This window comes from Leptodesmis sp., from assembly GCF_052746595.1.
In genome coordinates this window covers 1-13,739 of record NZ_JBRAGO010000049.1, presented here as the reverse complement: position 1 = coordinate 13,739, position 13,739 = coordinate 1, and the positions used below count along the sequence as shown (strand labels likewise).

The 13,739-nt window shown below is 49.7% G+C and carries 10 protein-coding genes; 5 read left to right on the top strand and 5 right to left on the bottom strand.

All coding sequences use genetic code 11. The features are described from left to right. Positions 1 to 70: 70 nt before the first annotated feature. Positions 71 to 2,140 (bottom strand): ABC1 kinase family protein, encoded by a 2,070-nt coding sequence (locus ACUVQO_RS12215; RefSeq protein ID WP_445926152.1) that lies wholly within the window; start codon positions 2,138 to 2,140, stop codon positions 71 to 73. Between the two features lie 433 nt (positions 2,141 to 2,573). Between ACUVQO_RS12215 and recN the strand changes: the two genes are divergently transcribed. From recN to ACUVQO_RS12195, 4 genes are all read left to right on the top strand, one after another. Further along, positions 2,574 to 4,514 (top strand): DNA repair protein RecN, encoded by a 1,941-nt coding sequence (gene recN, locus ACUVQO_RS12210; RefSeq protein ID WP_445926171.1) that lies wholly within the window; start codon positions 2,574 to 2,576, stop codon positions 4,512 to 4,514. Between the two features lie 511 nt (positions 4,515 to 5,025). After that, on the top strand, positions 5,026 to 7,707 hold the full coding sequence (locus ACUVQO_RS12205) for a GAF domain-containing protein (protein ID WP_445926151.1): 2,682 nt from the start codon (positions 5,026 to 5,028) through the stop codon (positions 7,705 to 7,707). Between the two features lie 64 nt (positions 7,708 to 7,771). Continuing rightward, positions 7,772 to 8,665: a hypothetical protein gene (locus ACUVQO_RS12200; protein ID WP_445926150.1), complete on the top strand. Its 894-nt coding sequence runs from the start codon at positions 7,772 to 7,774 to the stop codon at positions 8,663 to 8,665. Further along, the gene (locus ACUVQO_RS12195) at positions 8,632 to 9,165 is read left to right on the top strand and encodes a hypothetical protein (protein ID WP_445926149.1); all 534 of its coding nucleotides are present in this window, start codon (positions 8,632 to 8,634) and stop codon (positions 9,163 to 9,165) included. Before ACUVQO_RS12200 ends, ACUVQO_RS12195 begins: the two co-directional genes overlap by 34 nt. 188 nt (positions 9,166 to 9,353) lie before the next feature. Here ACUVQO_RS12195 and ACUVQO_RS12190 read toward each other — a convergent pair whose 3' ends face one another. Then, a complete protein-coding gene (locus ACUVQO_RS12190; RefSeq protein WP_445926148.1) occupies positions 9,354 to 9,860 on the bottom strand; it encodes a bifunctional nuclease family protein in 507 nt (168 codons plus the stop codon). A gap of 408 nt (positions 9,861 to 10,268) precedes the next feature. Here ACUVQO_RS12190 and ribE point away from each other — a divergent pair, with 408 nt between their 5' ends. Next, positions 10,269 to 10,949, top strand: coding sequence for a riboflavin synthase (ribE, locus tag ACUVQO_RS12185; RefSeq protein ID WP_445926147.1), 681 nt, complete (start codon positions 10,269 to 10,271; stop codon positions 10,947 to 10,949). A gap of 115 nt (positions 10,950 to 11,064) precedes the next feature. On the opposite strand, the gene ACUVQO_RS12180 is transcribed toward ribE, so the two are convergent. The 3 genes from ACUVQO_RS12180 to ACUVQO_RS12170 form a co-directional block, all read right to left on the bottom strand. Beyond that, positions 11,065 to 11,247 (bottom strand): hypothetical protein, encoded by a 183-nt coding sequence (locus ACUVQO_RS12180; protein ID WP_445926146.1) that lies wholly within the window; start codon positions 11,245 to 11,247, stop codon positions 11,065 to 11,067. Between the two features lie 146 nt (positions 11,248 to 11,393). Further along, a complete protein-coding gene (locus tag ACUVQO_RS12175) occupies positions 11,394 to 12,560 on the bottom strand; it encodes a peptidoglycan DD-metalloendopeptidase family protein (RefSeq protein WP_445926145.1) in 1,167 nt (388 codons plus the stop codon). A gap of 147 nt (positions 12,561 to 12,707) precedes the next feature. Next, positions 12,708 to 13,583 carry a biotin--[acetyl-CoA-carboxylase] ligase gene (locus ACUVQO_RS12170; protein ID WP_445926144.1) on the bottom strand — a complete coding sequence of 292 codons (876 nt, stop codon included), beginning with the start codon at positions 13,581 to 13,583 and terminating at the stop codon, positions 12,708 to 12,710. Between the last annotated feature and the right edge of the window lie 156 nt (positions 13,584 to 13,739).

The window sequence follows — 13,739 nt, the reverse complement described above, 5'->3', positions numbered from 1 at the left end:
GCAAATTTTCTGTAGGGGCGAACCGTCGTTCGCCCCTACCAAGAATTTCAGCTTGAATTTATTCTCACGCCTAAGAACTTGCTGCGGATAGCTGAGGGGCAGTCGCAGGAATAGCAGCCTGGGGGGGAACAAATGGCCCGGGAGATCCAGTTTCATCAGTCAGCAGGAACTCGCGAACCAGGCGAGCCAGTGCTCTTTGAGCCAGACTACTGACAACTTGTTGGATCATCTGGTGGGTTTCTGATTTCACCAGCAGTTTCGGGATGAGCGGCAATATGACGATCGGGTCAAATCCGGGAGTATTCTGCAAAATGCCCCAGATCCGTTGAATGTGCTCCAGGGTTTGCTGGTCGTTGGCGGAAACCGCAGGGGGATTCACGGCAAAGCCGAATCGTTCTCCCAGTCTGTAGGTTAGACTACGAAAGGCGTTGTTGCTGAGCGTGTCCAATCCGCGGGCGATCGCGTCTGCAATGTGACTACGAATCAGTTCGCCCCGTTCAGAAAACAAGTAATCGATTGCCTGATCCAGCACACGGGGCAAATCATAATCACTGCTGCTACTGGCATTTCGCAACAGATTCTCCAGCCGATTCCAGCGAAAACTGTTGTCCTTAAACAACAGATCACGCAAGGAGGCTCGCAATTCCGGCGCGGGATCAGTTAATAACCGCTTGGCAACATAGGGATAGGCTTTACTTAGAACCTTGAAATCGGGATCAACATTAATAGCGATCCCTTCTAAAGTCACCAGGGAGCGGATGATCAGGGCGTAATAGGCGGGAACCCGGAAGGGATATTCGTACATCACCTCAGAGAGTTGATCCGTAATGCTCTTAAAGTTCAGCTCGGCGACGCTGGCTCCCAACGCCTGATTAAACACCTGAGCCAGCGCTGGAATGATCGGTGTGAGATCAGTATCTGGTGTCAGAAATTCTAAATTGACATAATCTCGCGCCAATCCTTCAAAATCTCGATTGACCATGTGAACGACTGCCTCAATCAGACCATAGCGCTGATGCGGCTTCACCTCGCTCATCATGCCGAAATCCAGATAGGCCAGTTTACCGTTAGGAGTGGCCAGCAAATTGCCAGGATGGGGATCGGCGTGGAAGAAGCCGCTTTCCAGCAACTGCCGAAGAGAACACTGCACACCGACTTCAATCAAGTAAGAGGCATCAATGCCCTGAGCCCGGATCGCCTCTGGCTGAGTCAGTTTGGTGCCGGTAATCCACTCCATCGTCAGTACCCGCCGTCCGGTGTATTGCCAGTAGATACGGGGAACGTAGATGTCTGGCAGGTTGCCATACAGTTGAGCAAACCGTTCGGCATTCCGGCCTTCGTGGGTGTAGTCCATCTCTTCAAAGATGCGACTGGCAAATTCATCCATGATGCCGACGAGATCGCTACGCACCCGCTTCACTAATCGCATCACCAGACGAGCCAGTTGCCGCAGGATGTACATATCCAGAGCGATACTTTCAGTTAAGCCAGGACGCTGCACCTTCACTGCAACCGCTTCACCTGTCTTCAAACGGCCCTTATAGACTTGTCCTAAGGATGCCGCCGCGATCGGATCTTCGGTTAGTTCTGCATAAATTTCATCTGGAGGCAGCCCCAGTTCTTCTTCAATAAACCGAAAGGCAACGGCGTTATCAAAGGGCGGCAACTGATCCTGAAGCCTTGCCAACTCTTCTAAATAAATTGGGGGAACTAGATCGGGACGGGTGGATAATGCCTGACCCACTTTAATAAAAGCTGGTCCCAATCGAGTGATGACATTTCGTAGGCGGATAGCCTGCCGTCGTTGTTGCTCTTCCGATAAACCAGCATTGCGATGCCACCACCAGGACAATCCCAGACTCAGGAACGGCAGAAAAATCTGCAGAATTCGTCCCCAAACCTGAAAGGGCCGTTTGCTGTAGTAACCCGCGATCGCAGCGGCATCATAGCGTAAAGCCTCACTATCGGGGGCAGCCATAAATCGGGGAGACCCCTCCCCTTGGGCAATGAATTCTTCCTCAACTCTGAGTGCTGGAGCGCCCTCCGCTTCTGAACCAAGCTGTTGTTCCCAGGATAGAGACTGAGAAGCTGATGTCTGATCCAGGAGTAACGGTGCAACTGTTGCAGTCTGGGAGTTCATGAGCGCAACCAAATAAGGAATGAATGTAAAGTATTGTAACAAGTCGGATAGAGGAATGCCGCTTCCTAAAGAACAGTTTTTTTCAATCAGGAAAGCAAGTCTCAAAAATCAATCTGGCCAACTCATGGAAACGCTGTTTCCACCTTACACCTTAACCCTGCCTTGTAGTTCTCTGATCTTTGGGGGAGTTTCCGTGGGTCTGAGGGCAGGTTTACCGAAGAAAGCAGATTTGGGAAAAAGACCACACTCTTTAATCTTTTCTTTCACTCTCGATACCATAGGGGAAGAGTCTGGCATAATCGGCGATATAGTACATCTGATCGTAATCGTCTTTAAAATCTTGTCTAAGTCCAGAACCTTAAGTTAATGGGATGGGAAAACAGCCGTTTTTTAGGTGGCTTGATTTAGTACTTTCTACTTTTAGTGGGTGTCCATGTTGCTCTCGCTCAGAATTGAAAATTTTGCTCTTGTAGATTATTTGGATCTGGATTTAGGAGCAGGGCTAACTGTACTGACGGGGGAGACGGGTGCAGGAAAATCGATTATTTTGGATGCTTTGGATGCCGCGCTGGGAGGCAAAGTTACAGGTCGGGTTGTCCGGACTGGGGAAGAGCGCGCTGCCATAGAAGCCAGCTTTAAACTGACGGCTGATTTGAGAGCCTGGTTGAGTCAACAGGAGATTGAACCGCTGGATGAAGACGTTTTGCTCTGTAGCCGGGAAGTGATTGCTAACTCAGGCAGTCAACGTAGCCGCTCTCGCGTGAATGGGGTGGTGGTGAACAAGCAGCAGATGGAGCAATTGCGCGATCGTCTGGTTGAAATTACGGCTCAGGGACAAACCGTGCAACTAGGTCAACCTGCCCTGCAGCGCGAATGGCTAGATGGCTATGGTGGAGAAAGGCTACTCCGACAACGGGAACAGGTTGCTGCGGCATTTGCCGCTTATCAACAAGCCGTTCAACTGCTGGATAAGCGCCGTCGGGCTGAGCAGGAACGCTTGCAACAATTAGATTTATTTGAGTACCAGTTGCGGGAATTGAATGCCGCCAGCCTCACCGATCCCGATGAACTGGAACTGCTGGAACAGGAAGCAAAACGACTGGGGCACAGTGTAGAACTGCAACAGCAGAGCTATCAGGTTTACCAGGCACTGTATCAGAGCGACCATGAAGCCAAAGCCTGCGCTGATCTACTGGGCGAGGCAGAAAACACCCTCACTCATATGCTGGAATACGATCCTCAGTTGCAGCCAATTTTAGAGTTAGTCAGTGCAGCACTGGCCCAAGTGGAGGAAGCAGGGCGGGAAATTAATGCCTACGGGGACAGCATTGAGGCTGATCCGGAACGATTGCAAGAGGTGCAAGAGCGGATTGCTGACCTGAAACAGGTTTGCCGGAAGTATGGGCCAACATTGAAAGACGCGATCGAACTGCGCGATCGCCTGCAAAACGAATTGCTGGAATTAACGGGAGGCGGTCAGTCCCTGGAAGAGTTAGAAGCCGCTGTACACAGCAGCCAGGTTGCTTTAACGGAAGCCTGTGCTCACCTGACTCAACTCCGCCGTACCGCCGCCGTTGATCTAGAAACCCGGTTGGTGAATGAACTCAAACCGCTGGCTATGGAGAAGGTGAAATTTCAGGTGAGCATTACTCCCATTGCCCCCAGTGCATCTGGTGCGGATCAAATTACCTTTCTGTTTAGTCCCAATCCTGGTGAACCTCTACAGCCCCTGACTGAGATTGCCTCTGGTGGGGAGATGAGCCGCTTTTTATTGGCACTCCAGGCCAGTTTCTCTCAGATTGATCCCGTAGGCACTCTGGTGTTTGATGAAATTGATGTGGGAGTTTCTGGGCGGGTCAGTCAGGCGATCGCGGAGAAACTGTACCAACTCAGCCAGCATCATCAGGTCTTGTGTGTGACGCACCAGCCGATCGTCGCCGCCATGGCCGATCAACATCTGCGAGTAAGCAAACACCTGATTGACTCTACCAAAGGCTCTACAAACGGTCACACCATTCATGGCTATGAGGTGATCGAATCCGAATCAACCAATGGCTCAAAAAGCAGAAGCAAACGTAAAAAAAAACAACCCGATTCCCACTCCCCGATCTCCGATCTCCGATCCCCGATCCCCGATCCCTCCAATGACATTCGCACCGTCGTTCGAGTTACCCCTTTAACCGCTGACCAGCGCAAACAAGAACTGGCTCAACTGGCGGGTGGTCAGTCTCCTGAAGTCCTGGCCTTTGCAGAATCATTACTGAATCAAGCCGCTCATCTACGTCAAACGCAACTGTCCAAGTCCAACCTGTTGTCCAAGGCACCTGCCCAACCTGTCAAAGCCGTTCGTTCAAAATCGGCCAGAAAATCCTGATGTTCAGAAAAATATAGTGAAAAATGTTACATCGGGGTTTCCACGGTATTAAGTAGCTGTCGGAAGCCAACATATTGACTGAACTCAAGGTAAACAGCAGATGAGTAATTCTGTTCAACACTGACTTACTGCAAAGATTTCATAGTCTAAAATCGAAAATCTAAAGGCCAGCATGTGATGAGACGGCTGATGAGGATTTGGGAATGCTGACAATAGGGCTGCATTTCAACTTGTTCATGGTAGGAATAAGTACATCAAGCTGGTCGAAATATAAAATTGCAGCTTTTCTTAGAGAAATTACGGGCCTAAACCTGGATCCTGTATTTTCTGCTTGGGTAAGGCAGGATTCTGCTGGAATACAGCGCAAAGCAGTGAATTTACGTTAGATTGCAACTAAAACTTTGAGCAAACTTTATTTTTATGACCAAAAAATCTATCTTTAGGCCGCTCGATAAGGTTATCCATCCCGCTCCTGACCCTTTCTCTATTTCATCTAGCCTCACTACGATCTATGAGTACCTCATCACAGCATCTGTCTGAGAGAGCGCCAAGCCAAGCTGTTATCGACATTGCCCCTACGGATGCGGCTGGTTCAGCCATTTCTACGGAGGTGAAGCTGGATTTAGAATCTACCCATGTTGCCGATTCAGGGAGTTCCGTGATGTCCTATTCTGCCTCTAGTCCTACTTCTTCTAGTAGTGCTTTAGTGGCCAGCAAAGGCAGCTTTGCCTCCTTTTTGGCTCCCCTCAAAAAAGACACGTTTAAGGGGGTGGTAAACGATGTTGAGCAAAGACTCAGGGTGGTCAACCAAACTCTATCGATGTTGGACAACCTGATGGATGCTCAAGGGTTTGATGCCATTCTAGATGAGATGTTGCGCTCCATCACCTTGAAAACGGGAGAACTATTAAACGCCGATCGCTCAACAATTTTTCTATTAGACGAAGATAAATATGAATTGTGGTCGATCGTCGCTAAAGATGAAAAAGGCAATAATCTGGAACTACGGATTCCAATGAATGCGGGCATTGCAGGAGAGGTTGCCACCACGAAAAAGGTTGTCAACATTCCTTACGACTTCTACAATGATCCCCGCTCCGAGGCTGCCCAGAAGCTGGATAAGAAAAACAATTACCGCACCTACACCATGCTGGCCATGCCCCTGTTGAATGATGAGGGGAATCTGGTGGCTGTTGTGCAGTTGATTAACAAGCTGAAGCTCAACCACTCGACAACGGCTCCTTTAGAAGAAAAGATTGACCTGCATGGATTCACCCGTGAAGATGAGCAAGTTTTTGAGGAATTTGCTCCCTCGATTCGCCTGATTATTGAGTCATCTCGATCGTTCTATAAGGCAACCCAACAGCAACGGGCGGCCTCGGCTCTGATGAAGGCGACAAAATCCTTAAGTCAGAGTAGTTTGGATTTGGAAGAAACTCTGCAACGAGTGATGGATGAAGCCAAGGATCTGATGCAGGCCGATCGCAGTACGCTGTGGCTGTTAGACCGCGAATACGACCAATTATGGACTAAACTGCCGATCCGGGGTGAGCTACAAGAAATTCGGATTCCGATGGGGGCAGGTTTTGCAGGTCAGGTGGCAACGACTGGAGAGCCGCTGCTGATCCCCTTTGATCTTTACGAACACCCCAATTCCCAAACGTCTAAGGAAACCGATCAAAAAACTAACTACCGCACCTGCAGCATGTTGTGTATGCCCGTCTTTAATGCGGATGGCGAGCTGATTGCGGTGACGCAACTGGTGAACAAAAAGCGGCAGGGCGACTACGCTCCCTATGATCCCGCCAACTATCCAGAAGCGCCGGAAATCTGGAAAGCCAGTTTTAACCGGAATGATCAGGAGTTTATGCAGGCATTCAATATTCAGGCTGGGATCGCCTTACAGAATGCCAAGTTGTTTGAAACCGTCAAACAGCAGGAGCAGATGCAGCGGGACATTCTGCGATCGCTGACGAACGGTGTGATTTCTACCGACAAGAATGGCCATATCATTGCCGCTAATGAAAGTGCGAAGGCGTTGTTGGGGTTGACTGAATCCGATCTCCTGGAAGGAAGAGCCATTCAGGAATTGATTCAGCTTGAGAAGGGTGACTTCCCCAAGTGGTTCGACATGGCGTTACAGGCCAGGGATGATAAGAGCCGTCAGCAGTACTACCCGGATCAGACCCTGCAACCTGTTCGCGGAGAAGAGCAACATAGTATTAACCTCTCTATCAACACGATCGCCGATGCCAATGATCGTGAACAGGTATCTGGTGTTCTCATTGTGATGGATGATATCAGTGATGAAAAACGGCTGAAAAGTACCATGTACCGCTACATGACGCAGGAACTGGCCGAGCAGTTGCTGGAAAATCCTGATGCGGCAAAGATGGGAGGCGATCGCAAAGAAGTTTCCATTTTGTTCTCGGATATTCGGAGCTACACCACCCTCACCGAAAGTCTGACCGCAGAAGAAGTCGTGGAAATGCTTAATGATTACTTTGAGCAAATGGTCGATGCGGTGTTTAAGTACAAAGGCACGCTCGATAAATATATTGGGGATGCCATTATGGCCGTGTTTGGCTCTCCATTACCACTGGATCAGCACGAATGGATGGCGGTGCAGACAGCGTTGGAAATGCGGAAGCGGCTAAAAGACTTCAACAGTAAGCGGTTAGAGAGAAACCAGACTCCGATCCAGATTGGGATTGGGGTGAATTCTGATTCAGTGATTAGCGGCAATATTGGTTCCAGTAAACGCATGGAGTTTACGGCAATCGGCGATGGGGTAAACCTGGGCTCGCGTCTGGAGAGCGCCAGTAAAGTTTATGGCACTGATATTATCCTCAGCGAGAGTACTTACCGTCCCTGCCGCGATCGTATCTGGGCTAGAGAACTAGATTACATTAAGGTAAAGGGCAAAACCAAACCCGTTGCCATTTATGAACTGGTTGGCCTGCAGGAAGAAACAGTCTCCGATGTTCAGAAGCGAATTATTGACCACTACCATAAGGCCCGTCAATTTTACTTAAATCGTGACTTTCCCATGGCTATGGCAGAATTTGGTCAGGTTCTGAGTCTCGATCGGGACAATAAGGCAGCGAGCTTACATCTGCAACGGTGTCAGCATTGGTTACAAAATCCGCCTCCAGAAGATTGGGATGGCTCCTGGGCGTTGCTAGAAAAATAGCCAGAATGGCTCTGCTAAACTACGGCTTTATCTATAAATTGCCGATCACGGTCGGGAGGAAGTGATGCTAGACACAATGATAGGCGTTCAACCGCCACTGGAGTTTATTCCCCCCGCTTACGACCCCAGAGTACGGCAGGTAGTAGATTGGGCACTGCCTCTGGTGATGCGATCGCGCACTCCGATCCGCGATGTGGAGGCCACAAATGTAGAAACCCTTGTCAATCTGTACCAACAGTTTCAAGAGGGTAAAGTGCGACTATTACTGGCTTTTCGCCATCCTAGTTTCAAAGATCCCTTTTGCTTAGGGCATTTGATCTGGCGGTTAGTGCCTCAAACCGCTCAAAGGATGGGTGTACTCCTGAAGCCGCCCATTCATGCCTATTTTCTCTACGATCGTGGCATTCCCCTCTGGTTAGGAAACTGGGCCGCCTGGTTGTTTCCTCGCCTGGGAGGTACTCCCATTCATCGCGGCAAATTGGATTTGATTGGATTACGATCGGCACGAGATTTGTTTGCGAATGGCCAATTTCCACTTGCGGCTGCCCCAGAAGGTGCCACGAATGGGCATAACGAGATCGTCAGCCCCCTAGAGCCTGGAATCAGCCAATTGGGATTTTGGTGTGTAGAAGATATCCTGCGGGCGGGACGGTCTGAACGAGTTCTGATTGTCCCGATCGGGCTGAAATATCACTACATCACGCCGCCCTGGGAAAACCTTGCCAGAATCCTGACAGGGCTGGAAGCGGATACAGGGCTGGAACCTGTTGCTAACTCCGGAGATCCTCTTCAAAATGGCCATCTCTATAAACGGCTGTATCGCCTGGGAGAATATCTGCTATCCCTGATGGAAAACTATTACACCCGTTTTTTCCATGTCACCCTGCCCAATCCGCCCCTTTCTAGTACTGAAGTCTCAATGTCGTGTTATCCAGTGAAACATTTACCGCTCGTTTGAATGCTTTGCTAGATGCGGCGCTGACTGTAGCCGAAGAGTTTTTTAACCTGCAGGCTAAAGGGAGTTTAATCGATCGCTGTCGTCGGTTAGAGCAAGCCGCCTGGGATTGTATTTATCGAGACGACCTGGATCTGGAAACTATTTCTCTGGTGGAACGAGGATTGGCCGATCGCATTGCCGAAGAAGCCGATCTACGGGTCTGGCACATGCGTCTGGTGGAAACCTTTGTTGCTATCACCGGGCAATACGTGCGGGAAAAGCCGAGCGTGGAACGATTTGCGGACACGACCTTGCTAGCCTGGGATATGGTGTGCCGCATCAAAGGGGGGAATCCCTTCAAACGACCAGGGCTGGGGCCACAAAAGGCACTCATTACGATTGGCGACCCCATTTCGGTGTCTGATCGCTGGGATGCTTATAAAGGCGGACGCAGAAACGCAAAACAAGCTGTGGCTGATTTGACCCAGGATTTACAAGCTGCTTTGGAGAAAACGATCTAAATCAAGTCCAGCTAGAGAGCAGGAGCTTTCCCATAAGAGAAACTAGGGTTCTGGACTTGGACAAGGTTTAATTTTGGATCTGCAATTCTGGATTGTTATGCAACAGTTCAATCATTTGGCTGTGTAATTTTGGATTATTTCTACCAAATTGCTAATCCAAAATCGTCAATCTAAAATCCAAAATTGGTCTATTGAGCTTCCTCATTGCTAAATTTGCCCCGTTGGGTAAAATCTTCTGGACGCAGGTTAGAGACAAAGTCACGGAAGGCTTGCCGTTCTGCTTCATCGGCATCCCGGTCTACCGGAATGGAGGCATCCGCAATGACCTCTTCCATGACCCAAATGGGGCTGTTTGTGCGAAGGGCCAGTGCGATCGCGTCACTGGGACGAGCATCAATTTCTTTCTTCACATCACCTTGAACTACGAGCAGGGAGGCATAGAAAGTATTATCCTGTAAGGAATGGATAACCACCCGCTCCAGCGTCATATCCCAGGCTTCTAATAGATTCACCAATAGATCATGGGTGAGAGGGCGTGGCGGTGGCTGATTTTCGATCGCGTTAATAATGGATTTGGCCTGGTCATTCCCAATGTAAATTGGCAAAGCTCGCCGTTCACTAAAATCCCTTAACAGCACAATGGGACTGCGGGTGACGGCATCCAATGCAATTCCAGCGACTTTCATTTCAATCATCGTCTTAGCCTCTAGAACACCTGAAGCGGGAAAAACGTCAAGCGGATACGGGATACAAATAATATAAATAGGTATAAATTAAAATAGCCTTCCTCTTATTGAGGGAAACATCCTTATAAGCTGATTATGACATTAGTACGGGGTTGCCATAAAAATAGGAATCAGAGACAGAATCATCATAAGTACTCTTTTAATGGGAACCCAGGTGGCCCAGTGATTCAACAAGGAGTTATTATCTGACTTCCAGTATGCCCTGATTTATGCCCTCATCCTAGATGATTCTGCTTTAAATTTAACAATATAACAATTGACAATATAACAAAGACTTTCAAATTCCATCAGAATTGACTTTTGGGATGGATTGACATTGCCTCTCTTACACGGTTGCTGACTCACAGGATCACCCAAATGTTTACAGGGCTTATTCAAGGATTAGGAAGAATTCACTCCCTGGGCAGGGATAGGTTACAAATCACCTGTCAGAGGGCGACATCCGAATTAATTGTGCCAGATCTACAACTGGGAGACAGTGTAGCGGTTGATGGAGTCTGTTTGACCGTGACAGAAATTTTACCGCAGGGATTTATTACCGTGGTTTCGCCGGAAACCCGCGATCGCTCCACCCTCTCCAATCCTGACCTGGGCTACGTCAATTTGGAAACTTCGCTTCGGGTGGGCAGTAAACTGGGCGGTCACTTCGTTACGGGTCACGTAGATGGCATTGGCTATTTGGAATCCTCAACTGAGACGGCAACCTCCTGGGAAATGACGTTTACCACCCCAAACCCGCAAGTCGCCCGTTACATCCTTCCTAAAGGCAGCATTGCTGTAAACGGCATCAGTCTTACTGTAGCGGATTGCAATCCCTCTGGTTCCTGGTTTAAGGTCGCAGTCATTCCCCATACCTACCAGGAAACTAACCTCCAGTACTTACAACCCGGCAGTCCAGTGAATTTGGAAGGTGACATTTTAGGAAAGTATGTAGAAAAATTCCTGCGTTTAGGTTCTGGTCAGAGCGAGTTTGCCAATCTCCCTACCATCCTGGAGGAGCTAACCCCGTCATTCTTGGCTGAACACGGCTATTTGTAGTCTCAGTTAAAGAGTCTCAGTTAAAGGGGATCCAGGTACTCTTGCAGCGCTGCATCTAATGCTGCATCCGTCCCAGCCAGATACTTCACCTGATCACCGTTTGTCAGATCGATGATTAAGACTTCTCTGCTTCTAGACAGAGCTTGTCGGCATCAGACTCAATCCATAACTCCCGAATATCATCCGGCAGCCTAAAGGTTTTGCCCTGGATGGTAACATCAGTATTCCACAGCATCGTCATCCGAGTTTGAGTATAGGTGAAGATCTGACCAGATAAGGGCGATCGTACTTTTGACAAGAATACCTCAGCAAAATAAATCGCTCAGTCCGGCGGCTTTTTGACGATAGCCCAAACTTTTCTGCACTAACTGTATTACTGCTTACTAAGCATGGCTTACCAGTTGCAGGGAGAACCGTGAGAGTGGTGTTTTATTTCTCAAGCTGTTAATTGATCTGTTGAATCACTCCCTGGAGACCAGCATTGGCCTTTTCTGTTCTAAAAGGAGCCTGGGCAAATTCCAGAGATTTCATCAACTGGGCCAGGGCGTATTCTAATTGAGCGCCTGCATCCAGAGCAACCCATCCTTCGGGAGTCAATTGACGAAACTCAAAATGGAGATGGGGGCCTGTAGAGTTTCCGGTATCGCCAACTCGTCCAATCACCTCTCCTTGTTTGACCCAGTCTCCTTGTTTCACAAAAATTTCTGATAGATGACCATACAGAGTTTGTTGTGACCCTTTGTTGTGGTTCAGAGCGATCGCTAGCCCGTAACCACCCAGAAAATCTGCGATCGCCACCTGTCCTGCATAAGCCGCTAATACAGGAGTTCCCAGTGGGGCAGCCAGATCAGTTCCCGTATGAAAGCGAGGTTCACCTGTTAGAGGATGAATTCGCCAACCAAATACTGAAGAAATCGCGGCGGGAATTGACAGTGGAAACATCAGCCGGATATTGCCGTTACCCAACCGAGCTGGAGGTCGCAGCGTCCGTCGATAGAAATCTCGTAAGGAGGGTGTGGTTGCCCCCTGAAATCCGGTTGAACTTAAGGGGATGCCACCTACTTGAACGGATGATAGTCCTGCAGGTAGAGAACCAACACGGGACTGACTGCCTATTTCAGAGTTGCGCCCCTGACTGACTGACAACGGTTCTGAGTAGCCTCCACATAGCCTGCTAGGAGCCTGTCTCCCAGAGACTACCGCATGGCAACCGGTCGATCGCTCAGAAAACACGATCGAACTGGGAGCCTCGTAACCGTTGCTTGCTCCAGTTTGAGCGGGGGCCACACTCGGAGGACTAGCGACAGATGGAATGGGATCAGGCGGCTGAACTGGCGGGGGAACAGCCGCAGGTTCAGAGAATTCTTGTGTAAAGGGGGGTGGGGCAATTGGGGCAGGAGCAGGAGCGATCGTCGCAGGTGCCACCGAAGTCACAGGCGCGGACTGAGCAGGGGCCGTTGCTGCAGGTTCTGCAGTGACTGGGTCGGGTTGGGCCAAAACGGTTCCCCCACTGATGAAGCTAATTCCCCCTAACCAACCCAAGCCTTGCATGAGCAAGCAACGGGCACATCGAGATTGCTGCGATCGGTTTGCTATTGTGTTTTGAGTCATGAACTGTGTTTGATCTTCCCACCACTGCAATGAAAACTTGCTCAAGTCCAGAACCATAGTGTTTTGAGAGAGCAGATCAATCTGCTCGCTGGACTTGTTTAGCTCTGTCGCGGCTTGAAAGCTGGAAGTTCCCGGCCTGCGATCGGTTTAGAGCGGATAACCCAGACTGATTGTACCTGGCTGAATTAGTACTTCCGATGTAGAAAAATCTGAAATTGTCTCTGCTGAAGGCCTTTGAGGTGATTTTAGAGAAAGCCGTAATTCTCCTTTCGAGGTAACGCCCACGATTGTCCCCAAAGCGCCCTCAACAGGCACAGGACGATCGCGGTGAGCCAGTAGCTCTAGATAACGGGGTAAAATCGCCTGAATTCCTTCCTGTTGCCAGAATTGGTAGCCGCACAGGAGACCGTACAGGACGATCGCAGCCAGCATCTCCAGCGATTCAATCAGGGGAATAGGAGCGGTTACCAAAAAGGACTGCAAATTAATTCCTGTTTTCGGCACAATATTGGTCCAATTGATCCCCACTCCGACCACCGCTTTCGTAATCCGGCCTTGAAACACTCGCGTCTCAGTCAAAATGCCGCCTAATTTTCGTCCCTGGAGTACCAGATCATTCAACCATTTCAGTTGCACCGGAATGCGATCGGCGACCCCACTCAACTTTCCGGGAATGGTTTGCAGGGCAGTAGCAATGCCCCAGGCCGTACAAAGTGTTAACTGGGCTGCCTCTTCCACAGGTAAATCTGGCATTAAGGCTACAGAAAGATACAGTCCACCTTGTTCAGAACACCACTGCCGTCCCCATTGCCCTCGCCCTGCCGTTTGTGAGCGAGCGATCGCCACTGCCCCCTCGCCTGCACCCCGTTCCAGCAACTGCCAAACCACCTCATTCGTAGACGGCACCGACTCAAACAGATGCAGATCGATCTCCATGTTGGCCTCCTCAGGTTGCATCCCTAACTGCACCACCTGATACGCCCCCCAAAACCGTTCTCGACTCAACCCCTGCTCCTCTACCATTTCCCTTGTCTCCTCCTCTTATCCCCTATGGCGGCAATTAACCATGTTTCCATCCCCCATCTTTCCCCACCCTCCCCAACTTTTCCATGACCCACTCACCCCCCCGATCACCCCCTTCCCCGTCCACCCACTTACCCCCGGCCTGCGGTAGCATGG

Coding starts and splice junctions, on each gene's coding strand:
- ACUVQO_RS12215 (WP_445926152.1), bottom strand. CDS start 2,140: ATGAACTCCCAGACTGCAACAGTTGCACCGTTACTCCTGGATCAGACA.
- recN (WP_445926171.1), top strand. CDS start 2,574: ATGTTGCTCTCGCTCAGAATTGAAAATTTTGCTCTTGTAGATTATTTG.
- ACUVQO_RS12205 (WP_445926151.1), top strand. CDS start 5,026: ATGAGTACCTCATCACAGCATCTGTCTGAGAGAGCGCCAAGCCAAGCT.
- ACUVQO_RS12200 (WP_445926150.1), top strand. CDS start 7,772: ATGCTAGACACAATGATAGGCGTTCAACCGCCACTGGAGTTTATTCCC.
- ACUVQO_RS12190 (WP_445926148.1), bottom strand. CDS start 9,860: ATGATTGAAATGAAAGTCGCTGGAATTGCATTGGATGCCGTCACCCGC.
- ribE (WP_445926147.1), top strand. CDS start 10,269: ATGTTTACAGGGCTTATTCAAGGATTAGGAAGAATTCACTCCCTGGGC.
- ACUVQO_RS12175 (WP_445926145.1), bottom strand. CDS start 12,560: ATGACTCAAAACACAATAGCAAACCGATCGCAGCAATCTCGATGTGCC.
- ACUVQO_RS12170 (WP_445926144.1), bottom strand. CDS start 13,583: ATGGTAGAGGAGCAGGGGTTGAGTCGAGAACGGTTTTGGGGGGCGTAT.